Origin of the sequence: Streptomyces sp. NPDC002181, assembly GCF_042890485.1 — a bacterium.
Taxonomy (GTDB): domain Bacteria; phylum Actinomycetota; class Actinomycetes; order Streptomycetales; family Streptomycetaceae; genus Streptomyces.
On sequence record NZ_JBIASC010000001.1, the window covers coordinates 1,230,524 to 1,255,750 of the forward strand.

Sequence of the window (25,227 nt, forward strand, 5' to 3'; positions counted from 1 at the left end):
AAGGGCCGCGGCATGGGCGTGACGTACAAGTACTTCGGCGCGCCCGACGGCGCGACCGCCGCCCGGGTCCCGGTCACGATGCGGCCGGAGGAGCTCGGCGGCGACGAGCTCGGCATGGGCGGCCTCTTCACCAAGATCAAGCCGGAGACGGTGGCCGCGATGGTCCTGACCGGCATCGAGGGCATACCCCTGCACAAGGTGCCCCCGCTGGAACTGGTCGTCCTCCACCCCGACTACGCGGTGGTCAAGCTCCCGATGACGGTGGTCGACCCGCTGCGCGGGATCGGCGAGGAATCGGTCGGCGCGGCGGCCTTCATCTGGTCCACGGTCCCGGACCGGGGCGGCCCGCGCGACGCGTTCAACGTCTACCAGCTGCTGCACGAGTGGCAGGACTTCAGCCACCGCCTGCACGAGGCGGGACACCAGCCGTACTGCCTGGTCTGGCCCTGAACTCGCCTTTCCCTCACTGCGGACGGCCCTCTGACGGTCAGCCCGCCGCCTCGGCGGCGCCGTCCTCGGGTTCGGGTGTGGTGGCGATGAGGATCTGAGCGGCCTGCGTGATGTTGTCGGCGCGGACGGCGCGGGCCATCGCTTCGCGCGCGGCGTCGGCGGTGGTGTCCGGGGGGACCACCAGCAGGACGAAGTGGTCGTTGTGGCCGCGAGTGACGAGGACGGTGTCGTCGCCGACGGGGTCGGCGTCGAGGTGCACGACCCGGCCGTCGATGACCAGACGGGTCGGGACGTCCTGCCAGGCGGAGCTGTCCAGGCCGACCCGCGTGACGGGCCCGAGGTGCGCGGTCAGTGCCGTGATCAGTGCGGGCAGCTCGACCGTGACGTCCCTGGAGCGCGGCCACCAGGCGCCGTCCAGGAGCCCTTGGCGGGACTTCGTGGTCTCCAGCCGGAGCAGCGCGGCGCCCGGCCTGACCGCTTGGTGGATGGCGTCCGGGAGGAGTTTCGCAGGGGCGGGGTTGTCGGATTCGGCCATGATGATTCCGCCTGTCTCGCGGTGCGGAGCCGCCCCGTTCGACGGCCGGCGGCGGCGTCGAAAGGGCTGTTGAGCTGCAGAGCGTCTCCGTCGTTTCACGGTACTCCGCCCACCCGCCCGGTGCGGCGAGGGAACCCGACTGCGCCGCTCTCGCCGTCTGCGCCGGAAAATAGCTGGTCAGAAGCGGCTTCCTGGATCGCTGACCGGAGTACGGTGAAACGACCGGGAGTACTTCGCACACCCGCTCCCACGCGGACGTCGTTTCCGGCGATCACTGCACCGGGCCGTTCGCGAACGGCCCGGGGACGGGTCCGCGACATGACCACGACCCCCGACCGCGCTGCGCGGGCCGCTGTTGCCCTGCGCCCGGCCCGCCCCTCCCGCACCCCGGAAGCCACCTGGAAGGACGAAGGCGGGGCCTGCATGTCCCCCTTCGGCGAGCCGATGGGACGAAGCGCCGGCTCCGGCGGCCTCTCACCCACTCCGAAAGGGAACACGCCTACGTGAAGTACATCGAGACCCAGACACTGCCCTCGCTCGGGCACGCCGAGGTCCGGATCATCGCGCACACGCCCGAAGCCGCCCGAGCGGTCGCGGAGGCGCTCCGCCGCTGTTTCGCAGGCGCGGAACAGCGCAGCCACCCCGCCCTCGACGGCAACACCCGCCTCCACCTCACCGTGGACACGGCAACACCCGCCGGCCCCGCCCGCTCGTGGCCGGCCGCCGGCCGGACCCCGACCGGTACCGGCGCGCACTCCGACGAGATCTGAGAGGACGGGCCGCCGCCTGCACCTGCCTGGCGGGCGAAGGACTGATCAGATGCGGGCGAACGTCTCGGTCTGCTGGGCGAACGCCTGGGCCATGGCCGCGCTGACCGTGGGCCTGGTCTCGCCGATCGTGCGCAGGTAGTCCTCGGTGGTGGGGCGGGCCCGGGTCCCGGTGTCGAAGGTGTGCTCGAACTGGACCTGGGAGACGGTGCGCGCCACATGGGCGATGTCGGCGGGGGTGAACCCCTCGCTGGCGTCCGCCAGCGCCGCGCTGTCGGCCTGCGCGCCCGCCCGGGCCAGGTAGCTCTCCCACAGCGCGGTCCTCGCGCGGTGGTCCGGGGGGCCGATCGGCAGGACGTAGTCGAAACGGCCGTGCCGTAGGAACGCGGAGTCGAGCGTGGTCACGTCGTTCGTGGCGCAGACGAGCAGCCGTCCGTCCTGGCCCCGGAACCGGACGATCGCCTTGAGCAGTTCGTTGACGACGCCGACCGCGGTCGCGTCCGCGCCGCTGCGGGTCCCGGCGATCTCCTCGACCTCGTCGATGAAGACCAGGACGTGGTCGAGCCCGGCGATCTCGTCGAAGCGCCGGTTCAGCCCGGTCGCCAGTCCGTACTCGGCGGCCAGCCGGGCGGGAAACAGTTCGAGGAAGGGCCACTGCAGGCGGCTGGCGATGGCGTGCGCGAACGTGCTCTTGCCGGTTCCGGGCGGCCCGAACAGCATCACCGCCCGCGGCAGCTCCACCCCGTGCTGGGCGGCCATTTCGGGATGGGCCAGTGGCAGGACCAGTCGCCGCTCGATGAGCTCCTTCTCCCGCTGCATGCCCGCGGCCTTCTGCCACAGTCCCCCGGGCGGCAGCTCCGCTCCCAGCGACGCGAGCATGCTGACCGCCTGAGGGGTCACGCGCCCGCGCTTCTCGAAGAAGACCAGGCCCGGACGGGCGCCGAAGCCGCAGTTGTACAGGGCGGCGGCACCGGTCTCGCCGTCGGGCAGGACCGCGTGCACCGTTCGGACGCCACCGGCGAACAGCCGGTGCTCCAAGGCCGTGATCAGGTCACTGCCCAGCCCCTTGTGCCGCCAGGCGGGCGCCATGCTGATGCGCAAGATCCACGCCCGGTCACCGTCCACCCTGCTCACCGCGGCACCGACCACCACGTCGTCCGCCGTGGCCACCACCGCCGGGTGGAGGGCCTGGAGGGCCGCCACGGCGTCCGAGAGCGGAAAGAGCGGTGGCTCTTCGGTCGTGCCGCTCTCGGCGTCGACTCGGAGCACCGATTCGAGATCGTCCTGGGTGTAGTCCCTGACACGCCACCCCGTCATGGTCAGCTCCGCGTGTTCGGCCGTACTCCCATCATCGGCCGATGCGAGCCGGGGCGCGCGCGGCAGCGACGGTGCGCGCCCCGGCAGTGCCGTTGAGGGCGGAGCATCGAAGCCGTGCGGCGTGCCCGGTCGCCGGGGAGCATCCTGCAAGCCACGCCGCCCGTCAGCCGGACTCAGCCCGGTCAGCCCGGTCAGCCCGGTCAGCCCGGTCAGCCCGGTCAGCCCGGTCAGCCCGCCGCGAGGATCTTGTGGGCGCGCTCGCGCAGCGGTGTGATCCGGATGCGCGCGGCGGCGCCGTTGTGGACGGCGTTCGTGAGGATGACCACGTACCGGCCGGTGGCCGGGGCGAGGTGGAGACTCGTACCGGTGAACCCGAGGTGATAGGCCACCGTCCCTCCCTCGTCCAGGATCCAGCCCAGCCCCCGCTGCAGACCCGGTTCGATCTCCGCCTGCGGCACCAGACTCATCCGGAACCACTGCCCGAGCGGGGTCTGCCGCCCGGCGAGCAGGTGCTCGGCGTACGTCGCCAAGTCGGCCGCCGGCGCGAACACCCCGGCGTGCCCGGCGACGCCGCCCATGATCGCCGCGTTCTCGTCGTGAACGGCGCCCCAGAGCCGGTCGTGGCCTTCCTGGCGTTCGGTCGGCGCGACGCGCGGCTCCTGCCTGACCGGGCCGTACGCGGTGTCGGCCATGCCCAGCTCGGCCCACAGCCCGTCGGCGAGCTCGTCCAGCGGCCGCCCGTGCACATGGGCGAGGGCCAGGCCGAGCAGGATGTAGCCGCGGTTGATGTAGCGGTGGACGCCGGGCAGGTTCTCCATCAGCTCATGGCAGATCAGCTCGTGCAGCGGGCGCGCGGTCAGGTCGTAGAGGTCGAAGCGGGTTGCGGCCCGCAGTCCGGAGGTGTGCGAGAGCAACTGCCGTACGGTCGCCTCCCCGCTCGGCATCGCACCGTCCATCGGCGGCAGGAACTCCCGCACGGGCGTGTCGAGGTCGAGCAGGCCGTCGTCGACGGCACGGCCGACGAGCGGCCAGGTCGCGGTGACCTTCGTCAGGGAGGCGATGTCGTAGACGGTGTGCTCGTCGGGGATGCCGGGGCCCGTGAACGGGGAGACGACCCCGGCCGACAGGACGGCCCGCTCGCCGTCCGCCGTACCGCAGACGACCACGCCGCCCGGGGTGGCGCCGTCCGCGACGATCTCGCGCAGCACTTCGTCCAGTGCGGCCTGGTCCATCTGGTTCATCTACGCCTCCGGCTCGCTGGATGGTGATCCCGCCACCCAGCCTGACCATGCCTTCGCGGCAGCGCCCGTAGCCGCGCCGGAGGCCATCGCGGCAAGACGCCGCCCACGTGCCCGCTGCCTGCCGCTGCCTGCCCGCTACGTGCCTGCCGGCAGGATGTTCTGGTTGAGACGGAACACGTTGCCCGGATCCCACTCGGCCTTCAGCGCGCGCAGCCGCTCCAGCTTCCGCTCCCGCGAGCCGTAGGCCAGCCGGATGCGCCGCTCGCCCTCGTCCATCAGGAAGTTCACGTAGACGCCCGCCTGGTACGGCTGCATCGCGGTCCAGAACTCCCGGACCCACCCGCACTCCTCGGCGAAGCCCTCGGGCGTGTCCCGGATCCCGTTGATGTTGAGCATGTGGCCCAGGGAGCGGCCCGCGGCCGCCGTGTCGTCCTCGCCGACCCGGGCGACCGCCCCGCCCAGCCGGAACAGCGGGAACCCGCTCTGCGGCGAGGCGATCCGCCCCGCGTACAGCGCCATCGTGTCCAGCGCGCCGTCGTCGAGCCGGTCGAGGCCGCAGCCCCGGAAGTAGTACCACCAGCCGTGCGGGAACGAGGCGTCGAACATCGCCTGGTGCGCCAGGTACGGCTTCGGCCGGCACAGGTCCAGCAGCGGCCGCCCGAACTCCCGCATCGGCCGCATCACTTCCTCCCCCGCCTCCTGCCCGCCCACCCAGCAGGCGATGACCATCACCACCGGCCGGCCGTGCAGCTCCGGCGGGATCGCCGGCGACGGCGGGGCCTTGCGGTGGATCACGATCGTCGTCAGCTCGTCCGGCACGTCCGCGATCCAGTCCCGGTAGAACCGCATGACCTGCGGCGAGTCCTCAACCGGCCACAGCACCGGCCCGGCGAGCACGGTCGGACCGACGGGATTGAGCCGGAACGTGAACTCCGTGACGATGCCGAAGTTCGCGCCCGCCCCGCGCATCCCCCAGAACAGCTCCGGCTCCCGCGCGGCACTGGCCGTGAGCCGCTCCCCGGCCGCCGTGACCAGGTCCACCGACAGCAGCTGGTCCACGCTCAGCCCGTACTTGCGGCTCAGCCAGCCGATCCCGCCCCCGAGGGTGAGCCCCGCGACGCCGGTGTGCGTGACGATCCCCGAGGGCACCGCCAGCCCGAACGGCTGCGTCGCCGCGTCCAGCTCGCCGAGCAGCGCCCCCGCCCCGACACGGGCCGTACGGGCCTCGGGGTCCACCCGGATCCCCTTCATCGGCGACAGGTCGATCACCAGGCCGCCGTCACAGACCGAATGCCCGGGGAAGCTGTGCCCGCCGCTGCGCACCGCGACCGGCACACCGCCCTCCACCGCCCACTTCAGCGCGGCCACGACATCGGCCGAACCGGTACAGGGTGCGATCAGGGCGGGATGCCGGTCGACGGCGCCGTTCCAGATCCGCCGGCGCTCCTCGTACGGGGCGTCCCCGGGCCGCACCAGACCGCCCCGGAAGGAGCGCGCCAGCTCGTGGTACGCGGGGTCGTCGAGGCGGACCGGTGGCGGTGCGGGTCCCGGTGCGGGTGCGGGTCCCGGTGCGGGTGTCGGGTCCGGCGACGCCATCGGCGCAGTGGATGCGCCCATGCGACGAGTCTTCCACCGCGCGGATGCGCGGGCCAGCCGTGGACCGCTCGCGCGCCTGTTTGCGGAGGTCACCGCCGCGGGCCACGGTGAGCACATGGCCGCGCCACCGCCACCGCCCCCCGCCGGCCTGATCCGGCACCTCGGCCCCAACTGGTACGCCAGCGTGATGGGGACCGCCATCATCGCCAACGCGGGCGTCGCCCTGCCCGTGCGCGTCCGCGGACTGCACACCTTCAGCCTGGTCTTCTGGGCCCTGTCCGCCGTCATGCTGGCCGTCCTGCTCACCGCCCGCGCCCTGCACTGGGCCCGCCACCCCGACCAGGCCCGGGCCCATCTGCTCGACCCGGCCGTAGCCCCCTTCTACGGCTGCCTCTCCATGGCCCTGCTCGCCGTCGGCGGCGGCACCCTGCTCGTCGGCAAGGACGTCATCGGCCTCCATGCCGCCGTGGTCGCCGACGCCGTCCTCTTCGTCGCCGGAACGGCGATCGGGCTGCTCGCCGCCGTCGCCATCCCGTACCTGATGGTCGAGAGCCACCGGATCCGGCCCGGCAGCGCCTCACCCGTCTGGCTGCTGCCCATCGTCGCCCCCATGGTCTCCGCCGCGCTCGGCCCGCTGCTGGTCCCGCACCTGCCGCCGGGCCAGTGGCAGCGCGCGCTGCTGCTCGGCTGCTACACGATGTTCGGGCTGAGCATGCTCGCCACGCTGGTGCTGCTGCCCATCGTCTTCGGCCGGATGGTGACCGGCCCGCGGCTGCCGCTCGCGCTGACCCCGACGCTCTTCCTGGTGCTCGGCCCGCTGGGGCAGTCGGTCACGGCCGCGAACAAGTTCGCCGACGCCGCCCCGGGGGTGGTGCAGTCCCCGTACGCGGAGGCCTTCCGGATGCTGGCCGTGATCTACGGGGTGCCGGTGATGGGGTTCGCCCTGCTCTGGTTCGTCTTCGCCTCCGCGATGCTCGTACGGGCGCGGCGGCTCGGCATGCGGTTCTCGCTGACCTGGTGGGCGCTGACCTTCCCGGTGGGCACCTGTGTGACGGGTGCGGAGGGGCTGGCCCAGCACACCGGCCTCGACGTCTACCGGTGGCTCGCCGTGTTCCTGTACGCCTGCCTGCTGGCGGCCTGGGCGGCGGCCGCCTCGCTGACCGTACGGGGCCTGACGACGGGCGCGTTCGTCCCGGCCCCCGAGCCCGGGGCGGCCGCCGCAGTGCCATAGAGCGCGCTTATGGGCGTATAGCCGACATGCCGCTACCGGCGCGTAGCCCCCGGGCGGAGGGTGGAACCGCAAGCCAAGAGTTCCCCCCGATGAAGCTGGGACACCATGTACACCCTCCTCTTCCTCCTCATCTTCCTGTGCGTCGTGGCAGCGCTGCGGCCCTGGCCGGCCAGGGTCCGGGTGCCGCTGTGGACGGGAACGCTGATCGCCTCCCTGATCGCGTTCCTCCCCCACGTGCTCGACCACGCCTTCCACATCGCCCTCTGAGGAGAAGAGCCCCGTGAACACCGCATCCACCTCGAACCGGCTGGGCCTGTGGTTCGCCCACGCCTACGTCATCGGCCTGTGCGCCACCCTGGCCGGCGCGTACTTCTTCCAGTTCGGACTCTGGGAGTACCCCTGCCCCATGTGCCTGCTGCAGCGGATGTTCTTCCTGCTCAGCGCCTTGGGCCCGGCCTGGATCATCGTCCGCTCCCGCAAGGGCGCCGTCACCGCCGCGCAGTGGGCCTCCGGGTGGGGCTGGGCCATCGTCGCCGCCCTCGCCGGAGGCACCGTCTCCGCCACCCAGGTCCTGATGCACATCGTGCCCCCGGACCCCGGCTACGCCGGAGCCCTGTTCGGCCTGCACCTCTACACCTGGGCCCTGATCACCTTCGTGGGCGCCGCCGTCGCCGCCGGAGCCGCGCTCTTCCTGACCCCCCGCTCCGAACCCCTCGACGCGGGGCTCACCTCCCCCGCCCTGCGCCGGGCCGCCGGCGTGACCTCGGCGGTGCTGCTCGCCTTCGCCGCCACCAACCTGGTCGCCTGCTTCTTCCTCCAGGGCTTCGCCTGGCAGATGCCCGGCGACCCCACCGGATACGCCCTGTTCGGCTGAGCCCGGACCGGGGCCGGCGGCCCGCTGATCCCCCGATCGGCGGGCCACCCGGTCAGGCGGTCGTCAGGACCAGGCGGCCGCGGGTGCCCGGCTCCGCCAGGAGGGCGTGGGCCTTCACCGCGTCCGCCAGCGGGACCGTCTGCGCGACCCGCAGGGTCAGGGCGCCCTCGTCGACCAGACCCACCAGCTCCGCGAGCAGCGCGCCGTCGGCCGCGACCTCCTGCTCCACCACCCGGATCCCCCGCTCCGCGGCCGGGCCGGCGTGCGGGCGCAGGCCCACGTAGACCCCGCCGTCACGGACGAAGCCGAGCGCCGGCTCCCCCAGTACGGCCGCGTCCAGGACCCCGTCCACCGGTCCGGCGGGAGCCGAGCCGCGCGGGACGAACTCCGCCGCGCCCAGCGACCGTACGAACTCCTCGTCCGGCTCGCCCGCCAGGGCCGTCACCACCAGCCCCGCCCGTACGGCGAGCTGCACCGCGAGCCCGCCGACCACGCCCGCGGCTCCGGTGACCAGCACCGAGGAGCCCGGAGCCAGCCCCAGCAGCCCCACGGCCCGGGCGGCGGTCAGCCCGCTCAGCGGGAGCGCGGCCGCGGCCGCGTCGTCCACGCCGGCCGGGGCGGCGGCCACCGCCGAGGCGTCGAGCACCGCGTACTCGGCGTGCGTGCCCAGCGGCTTGACCGGCCCGTAGTGCAGTCCGACCACCCGCTGCCCGGCCGTCCAGCCGGTGACCCCGGCGCCGACCTCGTCGATCTCGCCCGCCACGTCCCAGCCGAGCCCCAGCCGCGTCCCGGCGCCGCCGAAGACACCGACGCGGACGGCGCCGTCCACCGGGTTCACCCCGGCCGCCGCGACCCGGATCCGGACCTGGCCGGCGGCCGGCCGCGGGACCGGAACCCGCACGATCTCCACCTGCTCCGGCCCGCCGAAGGCGTTCACGACGGCCGCCCGCATGGTCTCCACGGTCTCCACGGTCTGCGCGTTCTCGCTCATGGTCTGTCTCCCCGATTCGGTCGGTTTCGTTCGCTCGTTCCTGCTGAGCACTAACCTAGGGAGAGGTACTCTCCTTTCGTAAGTACGTACTCGCAGGTGCGTACCCGACCCGGAAGTGGGGCACCCGATGGCCACCCGTACCGCCGCGACCCGCCGCGAAGAGGCCCGCTACGCCTACGACGCCTTCCTCAAGGAGTGCCCCACCAGCCAGCTCCTGGCCCGCATCAGCGACAAGTGGGTCGGCCTCATCGTCGCCGCGCTCGCCGGGGCCGAGGACAACTCCATGCGCTACAGCGACCTCGGCCGCAAGATCCCCGGCGTCAGCCAGAAGATGCTCACCCAGACCCTGCGCTCCCTCGAACGCGACGGCCTCGTCACCCGCACCGTGACCCCCACCGTCCCCGTACGCGTCGACTACCGCCTCACCGGACTCGGCTCCAGCCTCGCCTGCCTCCTCACCTCCGTGAAGCAGTGGGCCGAGAACCACTTCGACGAGGTCGACGCCCACCGCACCGCCTACGACGGCGCCGCCGCGCCCGCGTGACCCGACCGCCTGGTCCGATCGCGCGTTTCGGCCGCGTAATTCGGCCGCGCCGGACCGGCCCCGATGGCATGCTGGCAGCGTGAACGGACCCGGCATTCAGCTCACCCTCGCCCCCGAACTGCGCCTCTTCGCGCCGCCCAGCCGGCGCGCCGAGCGCGTACCGACCGCCACCGACGGCGCCTCCAGCCTCGGCCACGTCGTCGAATCGGCCGGCGTCCCGCTCACCGAGGTCGGCCGGATCCTCGTCGACGGGCAGGAGGTGCCCGTCTCGTACGTGCCCGGCGCAGGCCAGTCCGTCGAGGTCTTCGGCGTCGACCGCCCCCAGCGCATCCCCGGCGACGCGCCGCTGCGCTTCCTCCTCGACGTCCATCTCGGCACGCTCGCCCGCCGCATGCGCCTGCTCGGCGTGGACACCGCGTACGAGAACGAGGACATCGGCGACCCCGCCCTCGCCACCCGCTCCGCCGCCGAACAGCGCGTCCTGCTCTCGCGCGACCGCGGACTCCTGCGCCGCCGCGAGCTGTTCGCCGGGGCGTACGTCTACAGCGACAACCCCGACGAGCAACTCCGGGACGTACTGGGCCGGTTCGCCCCCGCCCTCACCCCGTGGACCCGCTGCACCGCGTGCAACGGGCCGCTGCGCCAGGCCGACAAGGACAGCGTCGGGGACCGGCTGGAGAGCGGGACGCACCGCTCGTACGACGTCTTCGCGCAGTGCGCGGCGTGCGAGCGCGTCTACTGGCGCGGTGCCCACCACGCCCGGCTGGAGCGGATCGTCAGCGAGGCCGTCGAGGAATTCGGCGGCGTGGCCACCCCGTAACGGCCCTCGTAACGGCCCTCGTAACGGCCCCCGGAGCAGCTCCCCGGAGCAGGTCAGAAGGCGTACGAATCGCCCGTGTCCAGCGCCAGCACCGCGTGCTGGTTGTTGGACACGTCGCGGTCGGAGGCCCCGCCGTTCCACCAGGTGTCGATCCGGACCACCACCTCCGGCACCGGCTCCTTCAGCTCCAGCACCAGCCCGATGTGCCGGCCGCGCCCGTGCAGGGGCAGCGCGCCCGTCTCGCACACCACCTCGCGCAGCCCGGCCCGCGCACAGCCCTGCGCCAGCTCCTGCCGGTCCGCGAGGTCCGCCGACAGCCGCACCCGCAGCGTCGCGTTGGGCAGCGCGGCCGGCCCCTCGTTCTGCGGCACGACCCACACCCGCAGCCGCCCCTGCGACAGGGACACCCGCCCGTGGTAGGCCACGTCGGCCTCGGGGCCGCGTCGGGCGGCAGCCCCCGCCTCCCCGGACATTCCGGCTGCCCCGGACAACCCGAGCACCAGCAAGCCCGCCACCACCACACTCCGTACGGCACCACGGCGCACCGCCACCACCTCCACGCGCGCAGGCTAGCCAGCACCGCCCGCGCCCGGTCGGACCATCACACGAACGAGGGCGCGCCCCTCGCCCAACCGGCGGTCGCCGCCCCGGGCCCGGGGCCCGCCTGCGTACGCTTCGAGCCATGCCGATCGCCCGCTCCGCCGCCCTGTTCGCCCTCGCCGCCGTCCTGGAGATCGGCGGCGCCTGGCTCGTCTGGCAGGGCGTGCGCGAACACAAGGGCTGGGCCTGGATCGGCGGCGGGGTCATCGCCCTCGGCCTCTACGGTTTCGTCGCCACCCTCCAGCCCCAGGGCGATTTCGCCCGCGTCCTCGCCGCGTACGGCGGGGTCTTCGTCGCGGGCTCCCTCGTGTGGGGTGCGGTCGCCGACGGCTACCGCCCCGACCGCTGGGACGTCACGGGCGCCCTCGTGTGCCTCGCCGGCATGGCGGTGATCATGTACGCCCCGCGCGGCCGCTGAGCCCCGCCTATGCTGGCGGGTATTCGTCCGTACGAACGACCGAATGACTGCAGCGACCGCAGCGACCGCAACGACCGAGGAGCCCGCACATGAGCACCGCCGCCACCCGGACCGCCGTAATCACCGGCGCGAGCAGCGGCATCGGCGCGGCCACCGCCCGGCAGCTCGCCGCCGCCGGCCACCACGTCGTCCTCACCGCCCGCCGCAAGGACCGCATCGAGGCCCTCGCCGCCGAGCTGACGGCGGCCGGCCACTCCGCCGCCGCCCACGCGCTCGACGTCACCGACCGCCCCGCCGTCGACGCCTTCGCGGCCTCCCTCGACCGCTGCGACGTGCTCGTCAACAACGCGGGCGGGGCCATCGGAGCCGAGCCCGTCGCCACCGGCGACCCGGCCGACTGGCGGACGATGTACGAGGTCAACGTCATCGGCACCCTCAACCTCACCCAGGCCCTCCTGCCCGCCCTCATCGCCTCCGGCGACGGCACGGTCGTGGTCCTGTCCTCCACCGCGGGCCACGCCACGTACGAGGGCGGCGCCGGCTACGTCGCCGCCAAGAACGGGGCCCGCGTCCTGGCCGAGACCCTCCGCCTGGAGATCGTCGGCGAGCCGGTCCGCGTCATCGAGATCGCCCCGGGCATGGTGAAGACCGAGGAGTTCGCGAAGACCCGCTTCCGCGGCGACGCCGAGAAGGCCGAGAAGGTCTACGCGGGCGTGGCGGCCCCCCTGACCGCCGACGACGTGGCCGACACCATCACCTGGGCCGTGACCCGCCCCAGCCACGTCAACATCGACCTGCTGGTGGTCCGCCCCCGCGCCCAGGCCTCGAACACGAAGGTCCACCGCGACCTGTAGGCGGCCGCGCCGTACGCCCCTACGGGACCAGCCCGGCGCTCTTCAGGGCGGGCATGAGGGCCGCCGGCTTCAGCCCGGCGGCCTTCGCCGCCCCCAGGGCCCGGTCCAGGTCCGCGGCCAGTGTCGGCGTGAAGTGCAGCAGCACGATGTCCCCGGCCTGGAGCCGCGGGGCCGGCGCGGGCGCATCGGTCCAGGTGGTGAAGTCGTACGTCCACGTGACCAGCGCCTTCACCCCGCACGCCTTGGCCGCGGCCCGCACCTCGTCGTTCACCGCCCCGAACGGCGGCCGCAGCAGCTTCGGCTCCCGCCCGAACACCGCCGCGAGCTGCTCCCCCGCCCCGCAGACCTCGGCGTCCTTCCCGGCGGCGTCGAGCGTGGTCAGGTCGGGGTGGTTGACGGTGTGGTTCTCCACCGTGCCCCGCCCCTCGTCGAGGAGCCGGGTGAAGTACTGCGTGTCGTACGAGGTCGCCCCGGGCAGCAGGAACAGCGAGGCGGGAACCCGCTTGTCGATCAGCGTCCGCGCGGCGGCCGGGTCATGCACCCACCCGTCGTCGATGGTGATGAAGACGACCTTCTCGGCGGTCGGCACGTGCGATACGACGGGCGGCAGCCCCACGGGCCGCGCCACGGCGCTCCCGGCCACCCCCAGTCCGAGGCCCACGGCGGCAATCACGCCCACGATGACACGGGATCTCCACATGCCCCCACCTTGGTCTAGACCAACTCCCCGCGTCAATCCCCCGGTTGGAGCGGAGCACGCGACCAGGGGGCACCGGGGGCGGCCGATTCCGGGCGCAGCCCGAGCTCGCGGAGCTGGTTGACCGCCATCATCGCGAGGAACAGCGCGTTCGGGTTGGCGCCGCCGCCGCCCGTTGCGGCGAAGGCCTGCGCGAACCGGGCGGTGAACTCGCCCGGCACGACCGGACCGCTCGCGCCGGTCACCCCGAGCACCGCCGACTGCAGCGCGGCGGCCTGGTCCAGCAGCCCGTCCAGGAACGGCACCGCGGCCTCGGCACCGCGCCGCAGCGCGAAGGTGTGCCCGTCGGTGAGGAGCACGGCCTCCCCCTCCTCGAAGAGGCGGGCCACGGCCCCGAGCGCGGTCTGGATCTTGAGCTGATCGGCGTCGGCCATCGCCCCGCAGGCCCCGTTGCCCTCATCGGACAGGTGGAGGACCCCGCAGTCCCTCAGGTGCACGATCACGTGCCCGGCGCAGTGGCCCTGGGTGCGCAGCACGCGGACCGCGCCGTCGGCGAAGGTCCAGCCGGTGAAGCGCGACGATCCGACGCGGATCCGCTCCAGCGGGCGCTCCTCGTAGGTCCGGGTGACGGCGGCGAAGGGCCGGTAGGGCCGGAAGAGCGACACCAGCGCGGGGCCGGCCACCGCGGGATCGGGCAGCGGCGCCATCCCTTCGACGCGCTCGAAGGCCCGCACCCAGTACGCGTCCGGGTCACGCATCTGGTCGAGGTCGGGAGCGGGTACGCAGTGCTCGGCCGGCACCCCGTACTCCTCGGCCAGCTCATCGGCCAGGTCGTTGTTGCCGACGTGGTCGGGATGGCCGTGCGTGGTCAGGACCAGCACCCGGGACCAGGGCCCGACCCGGTCCGCCGCCTCCCGCAGGGCGGCGCGAAAGACTTCGGTGACGCCGGTGTCGACGAAGACGAGGGTCTCGCCGGCCCGGTGCACGAGGGCGTTGCCGACGTCCGGCTGCCCGCGCTCGACGTCCAGCTCCTGCCCGAGGACCAGCACGGTCCGCTCGTCGATCCCGATCGACTCACCGAGCGCGGCCATGGAACCTCCCGCGATCTCACCGCCCCCGCCCGCCACGCCCCTCCCCTCAAGCTACGCCGCCCCCACCCCGCTGTCCCCGCGAGAGCGCCGGCCGGGAGCGGGGCGGCCGACACGGACACGGAAGGGCCCGGACCGAGATCGGTCCGGGCCCTTCCATTCCCCCGACAACCGCACCCGGGGCTCAGCCCTTGATGCAGATGACCTGCTTGAGCTTGGCCACGACCCGGACGAGGTCCGTCTGCTGGTCGATGACCTGCTCGATCGACTTGTACGCGCCCGGGATCTCGTCGACCACGCCCGAGTCCTTGCGGCACTCGACGCCCTTGGTCTGATCGGCCAGGTCACGCGCCGAGAACCGCTTCTTCGCGGCCGTCCGGCTCATCTTCCGGCCCGCGCCGTGCGACGCCGAGTTGAACGACTTCCCGTTGCCGAGGCCCTTCACGATGTACGAGCCCGTCCCCATGGAGCCGGGGATGATCCCGTAGTCGCCGCTGCCGGCGCGGATCGCGCCCTTGCGGGTGACCAGCAGGTCCATGCCCTCGTACCGCTCCTCCGCCACGTAGTTGTGGTGGCAGCTGATCTCCCGGTCGAAGGAGACCTTCGCCTTGCGGAACTCGCGGCGGATGACCTCCTTGAACAGGCTCATCATCACGGCCCGGTTGTACTTGGCGTACTCCTGGGCCCAGAAGAGGTCGTTGCGGTAGGCCTCCATCTCCGGGGTGGCGGCGAGGAACACCGCCAGGTCCCGGTCGACCAGGCCCTGGTTGTGCGAAAGGCCGCGGGCCACGTTGATGTGGAAGTCGGCGAGCTCGTTGCCGATGTTCCGCGAGCCCGAGTGCAGCATGAGCCACACCGAACCGGATGAATCTACGCAAACTTCACAGAAGTGATTTCCCGATCCGAGGCTTCCCATTTGCCTCAGCGCCCGGTCCCGCCGGAACTTCACCGCGTCCGCGATGTAGTCGAACCGCTCCCACAGGTCCCCGAACCCCGTGCCCGAGAAGCCGTACAAGCGGTCCGGGTCGACCGGGTCACGGTGCATGCCCGCGCCCACCGGGATCGCGCGCTCGATCTTCGAGCGGAGGGGGGACAGGTCGCCCGGGAGGTCGTTCGCCGTCAGGGACGTCTTGACCGCCGACATGCCGCAGCCGATGTCCACGCCCACCGCCGCGGGGCACACCGCGTCCTTCATCGCGATCACCGAGCCGACGGTGGCGCCCTTGCCGTAGTGGACGTCCGGCATGACGGCCAGGCCCTTGATCCAAGGAAGCGTGGCGACGTTGTGCAGCTGCTGCATCGCGCTCGCCTCGACCGACGCCGGGTCGGCCCACATCCGGATCGGGACCTTCGCTCCCGGCACCTCTACATACGACATACGGCTTCAATCCCCCGAATAAGAAAAAACATCACCCTTGGCCACAAAGCGGACAGGGGACCGGCGCCGGCACCAGCGCGTGCGATAGACATTGTGTTCATCCGCGTCCAAAGCGCGGCAACGCAATTTTCCTGACCGCCGGGCGGCCCCGGCCGGTCGAAGGGGGCCAGTGGACGTGCAGCGCAAGGCGGTACGGCAACGACGACGGGTCCTGCCGGGCATCGCGATGCTCACCGCGCTCATGGCCGGCACGGCCGGCCTGACCGGGTGCACCAGCGGCGGCGGCGCGGGGTCCGACACCGACTCCAAGGCGGGCGACAGCAGCCCCGCGCCCGCACCGGCCGGCAAGTACCGCATCCTTCCCGCGCCCTGCAAGGCCGTCGACGTAAAGCGCATCAAGGCCATGCTCCCGGGCGGGGACAGCCTGACCGACGCACAGCGCGCCCAGCTGTACGCCGGGGTCGCGGACACCTCGTACGACGGCGACCGCCACGTCGGCTGCCGATGGACGGCGCAGTCGCCCGACGAGACCCGGCTGCTGTCGGTCGGCTTCGAGCGCGTGGTCTCGTACGACCGGACGCTCATGAGCGACGACGACAAGGCGCGGCAGGTGTACGTGCGCCGGCTGACGGACGCGCACCTGCCGTTCCCCGGCCCGACCACGAGCCCCACCGCGAGTACGGGCTCCAGCGCACCGCCAGCCCCCGGCTCCGCGCCGCCGGCCGCCGGACAGTCGCCCTCCGCGGGCGCCTCCGCGAACCCGTCCGCACCGCCGCCCGAGCTCGGCTCCCGGGTGCTCGAAGGGCTCGGGACCGAGGCGTACATCGAGGACAAGCTGAGCGCCGCGGGCGCGAGCGCGGCGCAGGCGCGGACCGTGCGGATTGTGTTCCGCACCTCGAATGTCATCGTCACGGTCGAGTACGTCGTACAGCCCGCACTGCCCGGAACGGTGCCGTCGAGCCCCGAAACCCAGGACAAGGCACGGCAGTTGGCGCAGGCGCTCGTGGAGCGTTTCAACGAGTGAGCGGGGGCGGGCGGGGCTCGGCGTGACGGCGCGCACAGCAGGCGCGCGCCGGGTCGGGCTACCGTTGTGCGCGTCCCGCGCCCGCCCACCGAGTCCGAACCGAGCCCGAACCGAGTCCGAACCCGAGCCCGACCCGAGCCCGCTCCGCGTCCCCGGAACGCGCCCCACCACGTACTGACTGAAGGAACCATGCACCGATCTGCCTCGCGCCTCACCCGCGTTCTCGCCTGCGCAGCCGTCCCGGTGATCCTCACCGTCGCCGGCTGTTCGTCCGACTCGGGCAAGGACTCCGCTTCGGGCGGCGACAAGAAGCCCGGCGCGTCCTCGTCGGCCAAGCCGAGCGGCAAGGCCTCGGCCGCTCTGGAGAAGGCGGCGTTCGCGGCGCTGCCCGACCCGTGCAAGGCGATCCAGACGAAGACGGTCGAGACCCTCGTCCCGGAGGCGAAGGACAAGAACGGCACCGCGACCAAGTCGAACGACCTGGCCTCCCGCGCCGGCTGCTCCTGGAACGGCCTGGACGAGGACGGGCTGAAGGGCTCGCAGTACCGCTGGCTGTCGATCTCCCTGGTCCGCTACGACTCGCACGCCACGCTGGGCGGCGCGAACAAGCGCGCCGAGGACCAGCTGGGCAAGCAGGTCGAGGCGGCGAAGGCGACCGAGGGCGCGACGAACGTGAAGGTCGAGCAGGCGAGCGGGATCGGCGACCAGGCGTCGTCGATCGTGTACGGCGTGAAGAAGGAGGTCGACTTCTTCAACACGACGATCGTGGCGCGCACGCAGAACGTGGTGATCACGCTCGATTACAACGGTGCGGCGTACGAGGGCGCCGGCGCTCCGGATCAGGCCAAGCTGCTCGAAAATGCGATCGCCGCGGCGAAGGAGGCGGTCGCCTCGGTCGGCACCGCCAACCAGCCGCAGGCCCCTCAGCAGCAGCCTGAGCAGCAGGCATCTCCCTCCGCGCAGTAGGCGCCGGCGGGTCCGGGAGGCACGGCGGGCGGCGCGGACGGCGCCGAATGGGAGGCTGACATTCAGTCACCTGTGCGGTCACCCGTACGCTGTGCCTGCCGTAGCTCGACAAGGGGAGGGGATCGCGGGTGGCCGCGATGCAGCTGACTCGTACGCACCGGATACTCATCGGCGTCGTGGTCGCAGGAGCCGTGGTCATCGCGGGGATCGGTTTCGCCGGTTCGTACGCGGCGGTCCGCGCGCTCGCCCTGCAGAAGGGGTTCGGGAACTTCTCGCTGGTGTTCCCGATCGGCATCGACATGGGCATCTGCGTGCTGCTGGCCCTGGACCTGCTCCTGACGTGGATACGGATCCCGTTCCCGCTGCTGCGCCAGACGGCGTGGCTGCTGACCGCGGCGACGATCGCGTTCAACGGCGCGGCGGCCTGGCCCGACCCGCTGGGCGTGGGCATGCACGCCGTGATCCCGATCCTGTTCGTGGTCACGGTGGAGGCGGCCCGGCACGCGGTGGGCCGGATCGCGGACATCACCGCGGACCGGCACATGGAGGGCGTGCGCATCACGCGGTGGCTGCTGTCGCCGCTGCCGACGTTCAAGCTGTGGCGCCGGATGAAGCTGTGGGAGCTGCGGTCGTACGAGCAGGCGGTCGGCATGGAGCAGGACCGGCTGATCTACCAGGCGCGGCTGCAGGCCCGGTACGGGCGCGCATGGCGGCGCAAGGCCCCGGTGGAGGCGCTGATGCCGCTGCGCCTGGCCCGCATCGGCGTCCCCCTGGCCCAGACGGCCCCGGAGGGGCTGGCGGCGGCGGGCATCGACCCCCTGCTGCTGCCCCCGGCGGCGGCCATCACGAAGGACGCCCCGGCCCCGGCACCACCGGCTCCGGCGCTGGAGACGGGCCGGGCGGCGCAGTCCGCCGGCCGGGTGGGCGAGGCGGCGGGCCACGCGGGCCCGGTCGGCGCGGCCGCGGGTGTTCCGGGCCGGGCAGGCCCGGCAGGTGCGGCCGCGGCGGTCCCGGCACAGCCGGGGCCGGCCGGAGCGGTCGGGGGCCCGGCCGGCCCTGTCGGCCCGGCCGCCATGGCCGCGGGCATTCCCGGGCAGCCGGGGCCGGGTGCGGCGCAGGCGGCGGCTGCGGCTGCGGCTGCCGCCCAGGTGCCCGGGGCGGGGACGGCAGCGACCCCGCTGGGCCACACCCCGCCCGCGTTCGCGGTGGACCCGACGGCGATGCCCGCCGCCCATGACAGCGCCTGGTTCGCGGCCCCGCTGGCTCCGCAGGCCGCCTACGAGGGCGGGTACAACCCGCAGTACGTCGAGGGCCTGGAGCCGACTCCGGTCATGCCCCCGGCCGGCCCGGACGAGGTCGTCGCGCAGCAGGACCGGCTTCCCGTACCGGCCGTCGCCGCCGACGTCGACGGTGATGGCGCTGGCGATGACGCCGACGCCGATGTCGATGCCGACTTCGACCAGGTGAAGTTCAACGAGGCCGCGTACGAGGTGTTCCGCGCCTACCTCGACGAGCACTCCGACTACCCGACCCCGGAGCAGGTGGACATACACCTCTCGGACCGCCACGGTCTCGACCACCCGCGCAGCTCCTCGATGATCCGCAAGCTCATGCCGGGCCTGAAGCTGCGCTATCAGCGCGAGCTGGAGAACGAGCACATCGCGTAAGCCCCGTGCCGTGAACGGCGACGCCGAGCGGCGAGCGCCGAGCGGAAGGGCCCGCACCCCCTCGGGGTGCGGGCCCTTCACGTACCCGTGGAACGGCAGGTGCTCAGGCGGCCAGCAGCTTGCGCACCCGGTCCGCGCCCACGGCGAGGAGCAGCGTGGGCAGGCGCGGACCGGTCTCCCGGGTCACGAGGAGGCGGTACAGCAGCGCGAAGAAGGTGCGCTGCGCGACCTTGAGCTCCGGCGTCGGCTTGGCGTCGGGCTCCAGCCCCGCCATCACCTTCGGCACGCCGTAGACGAGCGTGGTGAGCCCGTCGAGCGACCAGTGCGAGTCGAGGCCGTCGACCAGCAGCCGCAGCGATTCGCGGCCTTCGGCGTCCAGGGACGACAGCAGCTCGGTGTCGGCGGACTCGCGCACCAGCGTCCGCTGGTCGGCCGGCACCTGGGTGGTGATCCAGTTCTCGGCGCGGTCCAGCCGCGGCCGTACCTCGTCCAGCGAGGTGAGCGGCTGCGACGGGTCGAGGTCGGCCAGGATGCGCAGGGTCTGCTCGTCGTGCCCGGCGGTGATGTCCACGACCGAGGCGAGCGTGCGGTACGGCAGCGGCCGCGGGGTGCGCGGCAGTTCGTGCGAGGCGACGCGTACGGCGCGGGTGTGCGCGGCGGCGTCGGCCGGCAGCACGGAGCCGTCGGCGACCTTGGCCTCCAGCTTGTCCCACTCGTCGTAGAGCCGCTGGATCTCCTGGTCGAAGGCGATCTTGAAGGACTGGTTGGGCTTGCGGCGCGCGTACAGCCAGCGCAGCAGCTGCGGCTCCATGATCTTCAGTGCGTCGGCGGGGGTCGGGACCCCGCCCTTCGACGAGGACATCTTGGCCATGCCGCTGATGCCGACGAACGCGTACATCGGTCCGATCGGCTGCTCGCCGCCGAAGATGTGCACGATCTGGCCGCCGACCTGGAACGAGGAGCCGGGCGAGGAGTGGTCGACGCCCGAGGGCTCGAAGATCACGCCCTCGAAGGCCCAGCGCATCGGCCAGTCGACCTTCCAGACCAGCTTGCCGCGGTTGAACTCGCTGAGCTTGACCGTCTCGGTGAACTCGTCCTCGGTGCAGAGGTAGGTCATCTCGGTCGTCTCGTCGTCGTACGAGGTGACCTTGGTGAAGTCCTTGCCGCACTGGCCGCAGTAGGGCTTGTACGGGAAGTACCCGCTCTCGCCGGCGCTGCCGTCGTCCTCGGCGGCCGCGCCGGAGCCCTCGGCGGCCTCCAGCTCGGCCTCGTCGACCTGCTTCTGCTGGGGCTTCTTGCCGCCCGGCTTCTGCTTGGTGCGGTACTGGTCGAGGACGGCGTCGATGTCGCCGCGGTGCTTCATCGCGAACAGGACCTGCTCGCGGTACGCGCCGGAGGTGTACTGCTCGGTCTGGCTGATCGGGTCGTACTCGACGCCCAGCTCGTCCAGCGCCTCGACCATGGCGGCCTTGAAGTGCTCGGCCCAGGTCGCGTACGCCGATCCGGCCGGGGCCGGGACGGAGGTCAGCGGCATGCCGATGTACCGGCCGTAGGTCTCGGGGTCGACACCGGGGATGCCGGCCGGGACCTTGCGGTAGCGGTCGTAGTCGTCCCAGGACAGGACGTGGCGGACCTCGATGCCGCGGCGGCGGATCTCGTCCGCGACCAGGTGCGGGGTCATGACCTCGCGGAGGTTGCCCAGGTGGATCGGGCCGGAGGGGGAGAGTCCGGACGCGACGACGACGGCTTTGCCCGGGGCTCGGCGCTCCGCCTCGGCGATGACCTCGTCCGCGAAACGGGAGACCCAGTCGGTCTCGGTGCTGCTCTGGGCGCTCTGAGCCACGACACGTCCTTCTATCTCGAATGCTGGCTTCTCGCCATTCTCCCAGACGGAAGCAGCCCCTCCGAGGTTGCCTGTCAGGAGGCTGCGCTCTCGGACCCGGTGGCCGGGATGCCTCCGAGCCGTCGCACGGCGGCGAGAATCCGGGGCCCGGTGGCGTCCAGCGTCCCGGGGATCAGCACGAGGGGGCTGCCGTACCGCCGGGTGTACACGGCCTTTTGGCGCTCGGGCCGGCCGAAGGGCATGCCGTGAGGCACGACGGGCAGCTCGACCCCGGGGCGCGGGACCATGATCACGGCACCGTGCTTCCCGCTGCGGACCGCACTGAGGTCGGACCACGGCACGGCGGGCCCGGCGCCGACGGTGACCCCGTACGAGTCCAGCCGGACCAGGACTCCCCGGGCACGCTGCCGGGCGTGGCGGACGAGCAGGAGCACAAGGACGACGGCCATGAGGGCGCAGGAGCCCGCGGCGAGCAGACGGCCGAGGCCGTCGGGCCCGGTGACCAGCCTCCCGACGCTCGGGGCTCCGATCATCAGCAGGGGGATCGCCAGCCGGGCGGACCCGACGGCGCGCAGTTCCAGCGGGCCCACCTCGGGGAGAGTCCCTGCGCCACGCATGGCGGTCCTGCCCGTCCTGTCCGTCCTGTGCATCCCGGCACTGTAGTGACGGGGAAATCCCGGATTCCGGGCGGCCCCCTCGTGGGATACTCGGGGCTTGTCGGAACAACCAAGTGCAGCTTCAGGCACGACCTCACAGGAACGGCAGCTCATGGCCTCGGTCCCTTCCCTCGCTTCCTCCGTCAATCAGCGCGTCGCGGACGCCCTTGCCTCGGCACTGCCGGAGGCCGGTGGCGCCGACCCGCTGCTGCGACGAAGCGACCGGGCCGACTTCCAGGCCAACGGCATCCTGGCGCTCGCGAAGAAGGCCAAGGCCAACCCGCGCGAGCTGGCGACGACCGTGGTCGAGGGCATCGCCTCCGGTGACCTGATCGAGGACATCGAGGTCTCGGGCCCCGGCTTCCTCAACATCACCGTCTCCGACCGGGCGATCATCGAGACCCTCGCCGCCCGCGCCGGCGACGACCGCCTCGGTGTCCCGTACGCCGCGAAGGCCGGCACGACGGTCATCGACTACGCGCAGCCGAACGTCGCGAAGGAGATGCACGTCGGCCACCTGCGGTCCGCCGTCATCGGCGCCGCGATGGTCGAGATCCTGGAGTTCACGGGCGAGAAGGTGGTCCGTCGCCACCACATCGGCGACTGGGGCACCCAGTTCGGCATGCTCATCCAGTACCTGCTGGAGCACCCGCACGAGCTGGACCACAAGTCGGAGGCGGAGGTCTCCGGCGAAGAGGCCATGTCCAACCTGAACCGCCTCTACAAGGCCTCGCGCGTGCTCTTCGACTCCGACGAGGAGTTCAAGACGCGGGCGCGGGCGCGGGTCGTCGACCTCCAGGCGGGCGACGAGCAGACCCTCGCCATGTGGCAGCGGTTCGTGGACGAGTCGAAGATCTACTTCTACTCCGTCTTCGACAAGCTGGACATGGACATCCAGGACCCGGACGTGGTCGGCGAGTCCGGGTACAACGACATGCTGGTCGAGACGTGCAAGCTGCTGGAGGACTCGGGCGTCGCCGTCCGCTCCAACGGCGCGCTGTGCGTGTTCTTCGACGAGTACAAGGGCCCGGACGGCAACCCGACCCCGCTGATCGTCCAGAAGTCGGACGGCGGCTTCGGCTACGCCGCGACCGACCTGTCGGCGATCCGGGACCGCGTCGGCAACCTGAAGGCGGACACCCTGATCTACGTGGTCGACGCCCGCCAGTCGCTCCACTTCAAGATGGTCTTCGAGACGGCCCGCCGCGCGGGCTGGCTGAACGACGAGGTGAAGGCCGTACAGCTGGCCTTCGGCACGGTCCTCGGCAAGGACGGCAAGCCGTTCAAGACCCGTGAGGGCGAGACGGTCCGGCTGGTGGACCTGCTGGACGAGGCGGTGGAGCGGGCCGCCTCGGTCGTGCGCGAGAAGGCGCAGGACCTCACCGAGGCCGAGATCGCCGAGCGTGCGGCCCAGGTCGGCATCGGCGCGGTGAAGTACGCGGACCTGTCGACTTCGGCGGCCCGTGACTACAAGTTCGACCTCGACCAGATGGTGTCGCTGACGGGTGACACCTCGGTGTACCTCCAGTACGCGTACGCCCGTATCCAGTCGATCCTGCGCAAGGCCGGGGACGCTCGGCCGGCCGCCCACCCGGAGTTGGCCCTCACGCCGTCCGAGCGGGCGCTGGGCCTGCACCTGGACCAGTTCGGCGAGGTGGTCGCCGAGGCGGCGCAGGAGCACGCCCCGCACAAGGTGGCGGCTTACCTGTACCAGCTGGCGTCGCTGTACACGACGTTCTACGCGGAGTGCCCGGTCCTCAAGGCCGACACCCCGGAGCAGGTCGAGAACCGTCTGTTCCTGTGCGACCTGACCGCCCGCACGCTCTCGAAGGGCATGTCCCTCCTGGGCATCCGCACCCCCGAGCGTCTCTGACCTTCGCGGGGCTCTGCTTCTAGCGGCGGTAGCCGTCGGGGACTTGTGAAGGCGCACGTGAGGGACTCGAAAGTCCCTCACGTGCGCCTCTCTCGCTCTCACTCCCAGTTGTTGGGACCACCTCGCTCAGTGGATCAGTGGCTGATCGGGTAGGAGTGCCGGCCCGTCGCCTCGTCGATCTCTGAGTGGGCCTTCTGCAACATCTGGGACGCGAGATCCATCAGCGCGCGAGCGCCTGCGATCTCTTCCCCGACCCGCAGCTGCTCCGGGTCGGAGGGGTGGCGCATGGCGTAGCCGTGCGCCCTCATCTCGGAGCCGTCACCGAGCCTGACCATGGCCGCCGCGCTGGTGCGGTGGCCTTCCTCGGTGAATTCGAGCTCCACGTGCCACCCGACGAGTGTGGGCATGGTGCATCACCTCCAGGGGGTCACCCTGCCTCCAGGGTGCGCCCGGGGCCCCGGGAGCGCGAGCGGGGGCTTCGGGGGGGCGGGACCCAGCCTGTCGGGGTCGGTGGAGTGTCCGGGGGCGTCCCGGCAGTCCGCTGTCCTTCCGTGTCGGTCCGGGCCGTCAAGGGCGCTCCCTGCGGTCGCGTCGCTTCGCGATGTCGCTGCGCTCCACCCTTGACCGCCCGGCCCGCCCCGGAACGCCACAAGACTGCCGGGAAGCCCCCGAAGGAACGGCCGGGAGGATACCGGGCAGGGACGGCCGCGTCAGCGATGCCGACCGGGACCTCCTGCCCATCGGCAGCACATTTCCCGGCACCACCGGCCCCGGCCGTGTCGGGAGGCGCAACGGATCGCTACGCGCTTCTCCCGGCATGGCGTCCGGCGGCCGTCCGGGGCGGGTCCAAGGCGGTCCGGTGGACGGGCTGGTGGGGCGGCGCGACGATGAAGGCATCCCCCACGAGCCCGAACGGGCGATTGCGAGGTGTGGCGATGAGGATGCGACGTGCTGCGGCTTTGGCGGCGATCGCGCCCGTCACCGTGTTGTGTGTGTGGACGGCTCCCCCGGCCTCTGCGGCCAGTACGCACACCGTCACCATGACCGGGACACTGACCGTGTCGGACGCGCCCAGTTTCGGGTCGAGCAGGACCACGAGGAATTTCCCCTTCACCAGGCTGGTCCGGCTGAGTCACGACAGGCCGGACAACACGTTGACGGCGAACGGGTGCGCCGGTGGCGAGACCCGGGGCGAAATCACGGTCCAACTCCACCTGAGGCCCGACGAGATGGTCGTGGCCACGCCTACGCTGAAGCTCTTCGAGGGGTCGGACTGCCTCTCCAACGACTTGGACGGACAGGCTCAGGGAGTGCAGCAGGGCGTCATGCCCGGCAAGAACACCAGGTTCAACTGGCAGATGTCCGCACAGAACGGTGAGGTCGGCTCCGACGACTACACGCGGGTGAACTTCAGCGTGAAGCAGGAAGGCAGCACGGGGATCGGCCTCGGCAGGCCGGCCGAACCGTCGAACGTCGTTGCCACCAGGGACCCCTCCGACCCGACGCGCGTGAACCTGGAATGGTCCGACCCCGCGACCGACGAGACCCACTTCGAGATCTTCAACAGCACTCTCCGGCAGGCCAAGGGCGCTCCGAAGGACGCCACGTCCTTCGCCTGGACCGGACTGCCGCTGGGCAAGCAGTGCTTCCAGGTACGGGCGGTCAACGCCAACGGCGCGTCGGACTTCACCCCGATGAACGCAAGGTCCGAGTGCGCCTGAGCCTCCCTGCCGATCCCCGTGCCGCACAGGCCCGCCCCGGACGGCCGTTGGTCGCTGAGACGTGAGGAGCGCGTAG

27 protein-coding genes are annotated in these 25,227 nt (G+C 72.3%); 14 read left to right on the plus strand and 13 right to left on the minus strand.

Annotated elements, in window-relative coordinates; translation table 11 throughout:
- The first annotated feature begins 12 nt into the window (after positions 1 to 12).
- Entirely contained in the window at positions 13 to 450 is a 438-nt protein-coding gene (locus ACFYXV_RS05750; RefSeq protein WP_030161262.1) for a hypothetical protein, read from the plus strand.
- Between the two features lie 37 nt (positions 451 to 487).
- Here ACFYXV_RS05750 and ACFYXV_RS05755 read toward each other — a convergent pair whose 3' ends face one another.
- Positions 488 to 985 carry a DUF5994 family protein gene (locus ACFYXV_RS05755; RefSeq protein WP_389382063.1) on the minus strand — a complete coding sequence of 166 codons (498 nt, stop codon included), beginning with the start codon at positions 983 to 985 and terminating at the stop codon, positions 488 to 490.
- A gap of 503 nt (positions 986 to 1,488) precedes the next feature.
- Here ACFYXV_RS05755 and ACFYXV_RS05760 point away from each other — a divergent pair.
- A complete protein-coding gene (locus ACFYXV_RS05760) occupies positions 1,489 to 1,755 on the plus strand; it encodes a hypothetical protein (protein ID WP_385467334.1) in 267 nt (88 codons plus the stop codon).
- A 45-nt stretch (positions 1,756 to 1,800) separates the two neighbouring features.
- On the opposite strand, the gene ACFYXV_RS05765 is transcribed toward ACFYXV_RS05760, so the two are convergent.
- The 3 genes from ACFYXV_RS05765 to ACFYXV_RS05775 form a co-directional block, all read right to left on the minus strand.
- The gene (locus ACFYXV_RS05765) at positions 1,801 to 3,069 is read right to left on the minus strand and encodes an ATP-binding protein (protein ID WP_385467332.1); all 1,269 of its coding nucleotides are present in this window, start codon (positions 3,067 to 3,069) and stop codon (positions 1,801 to 1,803) included.
- A gap of 227 nt (positions 3,070 to 3,296) precedes the next feature.
- Complete coding sequence (locus ACFYXV_RS05770; RefSeq protein ID WP_389382064.1) at positions 3,297 to 4,310, minus strand: serine hydrolase domain-containing protein; 1,014 nt, start codon at positions 4,308 to 4,310, stop codon at positions 3,297 to 3,299.
- A gap of 135 nt (positions 4,311 to 4,445) precedes the next feature.
- Positions 4,446 to 5,927: an FAD-binding oxidoreductase gene (locus tag ACFYXV_RS05775; RefSeq protein ID WP_389382066.1), complete on the minus strand. Its 1,482-nt coding sequence runs from the start codon at positions 5,925 to 5,927 to the stop codon at positions 4,446 to 4,448.
- A 94-nt stretch (positions 5,928 to 6,021) separates the two neighbouring features.
- Between ACFYXV_RS05775 and ACFYXV_RS05780 the strand changes: the two genes are divergently transcribed.
- The 3 genes from ACFYXV_RS05780 to ACFYXV_RS05790 all read left to right on the plus strand — a co-directional run bounded on the left by ACFYXV_RS05780 (position 6,022) and on the right by ACFYXV_RS05790 (position 8,011).
- Positions 6,022 to 7,137 carry a TDT family transporter gene (locus ACFYXV_RS05780; protein ID WP_385467323.1) on the plus strand — a complete coding sequence of 372 codons (1,116 nt, stop codon included), beginning with the start codon at positions 6,022 to 6,024 and terminating at the stop codon, positions 7,135 to 7,137.
- Positions 7,138 to 7,242: 105 nt separating this feature from the next.
- Positions 7,243 to 7,404, plus strand: coding sequence for a hypothetical protein (locus ACFYXV_RS05785; RefSeq protein ID WP_383344390.1), 162 nt, complete (start codon positions 7,243 to 7,245; stop codon positions 7,402 to 7,404).
- 13 nt (positions 7,405 to 7,417) lie between these two features.
- Entirely contained in the window at positions 7,418 to 8,011 is a 594-nt protein-coding gene (locus ACFYXV_RS05790; RefSeq protein WP_385467320.1) for a disulfide bond formation protein B, read from the plus strand.
- Positions 8,012 to 8,063: 52 nt separating this feature from the next.
- On the opposite strand, the gene ACFYXV_RS05795 is transcribed toward ACFYXV_RS05790, so the two are convergent.
- A complete protein-coding gene (locus ACFYXV_RS05795; protein WP_389382128.1) occupies positions 8,064 to 8,963 on the minus strand; it encodes an NADP-dependent oxidoreductase in 900 nt (299 codons plus the stop codon).
- Between the two features lie 166 nt (positions 8,964 to 9,129).
- On the opposite strand from ACFYXV_RS05795, the gene ACFYXV_RS05800 reads away from it, so the two are divergent.
- Positions 9,130 to 9,546 (plus strand): winged helix-turn-helix transcriptional regulator, encoded by a 417-nt coding sequence (locus tag ACFYXV_RS05800; protein WP_383344396.1) that lies wholly within the window; start codon positions 9,130 to 9,132, stop codon positions 9,544 to 9,546.
- Between the two features lie 79 nt (positions 9,547 to 9,625).
- Positions 9,626 to 10,366 (plus strand): Mut7-C RNAse domain-containing protein, encoded by a 741-nt coding sequence (locus ACFYXV_RS05805; protein WP_389382067.1) that lies wholly within the window; start codon positions 9,626 to 9,628, stop codon positions 10,364 to 10,366.
- Positions 10,367 to 10,419: 53 nt separating this feature from the next.
- Here ACFYXV_RS05805 and ACFYXV_RS05810 read toward each other — a convergent pair whose 3' ends face one another.
- Complete coding sequence (locus tag ACFYXV_RS05810; RefSeq protein ID WP_385467314.1) at positions 10,420 to 10,926, minus strand: hypothetical protein; 507 nt, start codon at positions 10,924 to 10,926, stop codon at positions 10,420 to 10,422.
- A gap of 122 nt (positions 10,927 to 11,048) precedes the next feature.
- On the opposite strand from ACFYXV_RS05810, the gene ACFYXV_RS05815 reads away from it, so the two are divergent.
- Positions 11,049 to 11,384 carry a YnfA family protein gene (locus ACFYXV_RS05815; RefSeq protein WP_385467311.1) on the plus strand — a complete coding sequence of 112 codons (336 nt, stop codon included), beginning with the start codon at positions 11,049 to 11,051 and terminating at the stop codon, positions 11,382 to 11,384.
- Between the two features lie 89 nt (positions 11,385 to 11,473).
- Complete coding sequence (locus ACFYXV_RS05820) at positions 11,474 to 12,238, plus strand: SDR family NAD(P)-dependent oxidoreductase (protein WP_385467308.1); 765 nt, start codon at positions 11,474 to 11,476, stop codon at positions 12,236 to 12,238.
- Between the two features lie 19 nt (positions 12,239 to 12,257).
- Here the strand turns inward: ACFYXV_RS05820 and ACFYXV_RS05825 are convergent, their stop codons facing one another.
- The 3 genes from ACFYXV_RS05825 to ACFYXV_RS05835 form a co-directional block, all read right to left on the minus strand.
- Positions 12,258 to 12,938 carry a polysaccharide deacetylase family protein gene (locus ACFYXV_RS05825; RefSeq protein ID WP_389382068.1) on the minus strand — a complete coding sequence of 227 codons (681 nt, stop codon included), beginning with the start codon at positions 12,936 to 12,938 and terminating at the stop codon, positions 12,258 to 12,260.
- 32 nt (positions 12,939 to 12,970) lie between these two features.
- Positions 12,971 to 14,026: an MBL fold metallo-hydrolase gene (locus tag ACFYXV_RS05830; RefSeq protein WP_389382069.1), complete on the minus strand. Its 1,056-nt coding sequence runs from the start codon at positions 14,024 to 14,026 to the stop codon at positions 12,971 to 12,973.
- 181 nt (positions 14,027 to 14,207) lie between these two features.
- Positions 14,208 to 15,401, minus strand: a complete 1,194-nt coding sequence (locus tag ACFYXV_RS05835; RefSeq protein ID WP_389382070.1) for an RtcB family protein — start codon at positions 15,399 to 15,401, stop codon at positions 14,208 to 14,210.
- A gap of 175 nt (positions 15,402 to 15,576) precedes the next feature.
- On the opposite strand from ACFYXV_RS05835, the gene ACFYXV_RS05840 reads away from it, so the two are divergent.
- The 3 genes from ACFYXV_RS05840 to ACFYXV_RS05850 all read left to right on the plus strand — a co-directional run bounded on the left by ACFYXV_RS05840 (position 15,577) and on the right by ACFYXV_RS05850 (position 19,058).
- Positions 15,577 to 16,425: a DUF3558 domain-containing protein gene (locus tag ACFYXV_RS05840; RefSeq protein ID WP_389382071.1), complete on the plus strand. Its 849-nt coding sequence runs from the start codon at positions 15,577 to 15,579 to the stop codon at positions 16,423 to 16,425.
- Between the two features lie 189 nt (positions 16,426 to 16,614).
- Positions 16,615 to 17,391, plus strand: coding sequence for a DUF3558 family protein (locus ACFYXV_RS05845; protein ID WP_385467293.1), 777 nt, complete (start codon positions 16,615 to 16,617; stop codon positions 17,389 to 17,391).
- A 128-nt stretch (positions 17,392 to 17,519) separates the two neighbouring features.
- Positions 17,520 to 19,058 carry a DUF2637 domain-containing protein gene (locus ACFYXV_RS05850; RefSeq protein ID WP_389382072.1) on the plus strand — a complete coding sequence of 513 codons (1,539 nt, stop codon included), beginning with the start codon at positions 17,520 to 17,522 and terminating at the stop codon, positions 19,056 to 19,058.
- Between the two features lie 103 nt (positions 19,059 to 19,161).
- On the opposite strand, the gene lysS is transcribed toward ACFYXV_RS05850, so the two are convergent.
- Together lysS and ACFYXV_RS05860 are read right to left on the minus strand one after the other, a co-directional pair.
- Positions 19,162 to 20,901, minus strand: a complete 1,740-nt coding sequence (lysS, locus tag ACFYXV_RS05855) for a lysine--tRNA ligase (RefSeq protein ID WP_385476320.1) — start codon at positions 20,899 to 20,901, stop codon at positions 19,162 to 19,164.
- Positions 20,902 to 20,975: 74 nt separating this feature from the next.
- Positions 20,976 to 21,518, minus strand: a complete 543-nt coding sequence (locus ACFYXV_RS05860) for a hypothetical protein (protein ID WP_385476318.1) — start codon at positions 21,516 to 21,518, stop codon at positions 20,976 to 20,978.
- A 151-nt stretch (positions 21,519 to 21,669) separates the two neighbouring features.
- Between ACFYXV_RS05860 and argS the strand changes: the two genes are divergently transcribed.
- Positions 21,670 to 23,430 (plus strand): arginine--tRNA ligase, encoded by a 1,761-nt coding sequence (argS, locus tag ACFYXV_RS05865; protein WP_385476316.1) that lies wholly within the window; start codon positions 21,670 to 21,672, stop codon positions 23,428 to 23,430.
- Between the two features lie 134 nt (positions 23,431 to 23,564).
- Here the strand turns inward: argS and ACFYXV_RS05870 are convergent, their stop codons facing one another.
- Together ACFYXV_RS05870 and ACFYXV_RS05875 are read right to left on the minus strand one after the other, a co-directional pair.
- On the minus strand, positions 23,565 to 23,837 hold the full coding sequence (locus ACFYXV_RS05870; RefSeq protein WP_030864490.1) for a DUF1876 domain-containing protein: 273 nt from the start codon (positions 23,835 to 23,837) through the stop codon (positions 23,565 to 23,567).
- A 392-nt stretch (positions 23,838 to 24,229) separates the two neighbouring features.
- Positions 24,230 to 24,526 carry a hypothetical protein gene (locus ACFYXV_RS05875; protein WP_389382073.1) on the minus strand — a complete coding sequence of 99 codons (297 nt, stop codon included), beginning with the start codon at positions 24,524 to 24,526 and terminating at the stop codon, positions 24,230 to 24,232.
- A gap of 139 nt (positions 24,527 to 24,665) precedes the next feature.
- Here ACFYXV_RS05875 and ACFYXV_RS05880 point away from each other — a divergent pair, with 139 nt between their 5' ends.
- Positions 24,666 to 25,151: a fibronectin type III domain-containing protein gene (locus ACFYXV_RS05880; RefSeq protein ID WP_385476313.1), complete on the plus strand. Its 486-nt coding sequence runs from the start codon at positions 24,666 to 24,668 to the stop codon at positions 25,149 to 25,151.
- Positions 25,152 to 25,227: the final 76 nt, after the last annotated feature.

Excerpts from the sequence above, each read along its gene's own strand:
- ACFYXV_RS05870 (WP_030864490.1), bottom strand. The coding sequence starts at position 23,837 with ATGCCCACACTCGTCGGGTGGCACGTGGAGCTCGAATTCACCGAGGAA.
- ACFYXV_RS05800 (WP_383344396.1), top strand. The coding sequence starts at position 9,130 with ATGGCCACCCGTACCGCCGCGACCCGCCGCGAAGAGGCCCGCTACGCC.
- ACFYXV_RS05815 (WP_385467311.1), top strand. The coding sequence starts at position 11,049 with ATGCCGATCGCCCGCTCCGCCGCCCTGTTCGCCCTCGCCGCCGTCCTG.
- ACFYXV_RS05860 (WP_385476318.1), bottom strand. The coding sequence starts at position 21,518 with ATGCGTGGCGCAGGGACTCTCCCCGAGGTGGGCCCGCTGGAACTGCGC.
- ACFYXV_RS05765 (WP_385467332.1), bottom strand. The coding sequence starts at position 3,069 with ATGACGGGGTGGCGTGTCAGGGACTACACCCAGGACGATCTCGAATCG.
- ACFYXV_RS05830 (WP_389382069.1), bottom strand. The coding sequence starts at position 14,026 with ATGGCCGCGCTCGGTGAGTCGATCGGGATCGACGAGCGGACCGTGCTG.
- ACFYXV_RS05785 (WP_383344390.1), top strand. The coding sequence starts at position 7,243 with ATGTACACCCTCCTCTTCCTCCTCATCTTCCTGTGCGTCGTGGCAGCG.
- ACFYXV_RS05845 (WP_385467293.1), top strand. The coding sequence starts at position 16,615 with ATGCACCGATCTGCCTCGCGCCTCACCCGCGTTCTCGCCTGCGCAGCC.
- ACFYXV_RS05770 (WP_389382064.1), bottom strand. The coding sequence starts at position 4,310 with ATGAACCAGATGGACCAGGCCGCACTGGACGAAGTGCTGCGCGAGATC.
- ACFYXV_RS05795 (WP_389382128.1), bottom strand. The coding sequence starts at position 8,963 with ATGCGGGCGGCCGTCGTGAACGCCTTCGGCGGGCCGGAGCAGGTGGAG.
- ACFYXV_RS05780 (WP_385467323.1), top strand. The coding sequence starts at position 6,022 with ATGGCCGCGCCACCGCCACCGCCCCCCGCCGGCCTGATCCGGCACCTC.
- ACFYXV_RS05820 (WP_385467308.1), top strand. The coding sequence starts at position 11,474 with ATGAGCACCGCCGCCACCCGGACCGCCGTAATCACCGGCGCGAGCAGC.
- ACFYXV_RS05775 (WP_389382066.1), bottom strand. The coding sequence starts at position 5,927 with ATGGGCGCATCCACTGCGCCGATGGCGTCGCCGGACCCGACACCCGCA.
- ACFYXV_RS05750 (WP_030161262.1), top strand. The coding sequence starts at position 13 with ATGGGCGTGACGTACAAGTACTTCGGCGCGCCCGACGGCGCGACCGCC.
- argS (WP_385476316.1), top strand. The coding sequence starts at position 21,670 with ATGGCCTCGGTCCCTTCCCTCGCTTCCTCCGTCAATCAGCGCGTCGCG.
- ACFYXV_RS05755 (WP_389382063.1), bottom strand. The coding sequence starts at position 985 with ATGGCCGAATCCGACAACCCCGCCCCTGCGAAACTCCTCCCGGACGCC.
- ACFYXV_RS05825 (WP_389382068.1), bottom strand. The coding sequence starts at position 12,938 with ATGTGGAGATCCCGTGTCATCGTGGGCGTGATTGCCGCCGTGGGCCTC.
- ACFYXV_RS05835 (WP_389382070.1), bottom strand. The coding sequence starts at position 15,401 with ATGTCGTATGTAGAGGTGCCGGGAGCGAAGGTCCCGATCCGGATGTGG.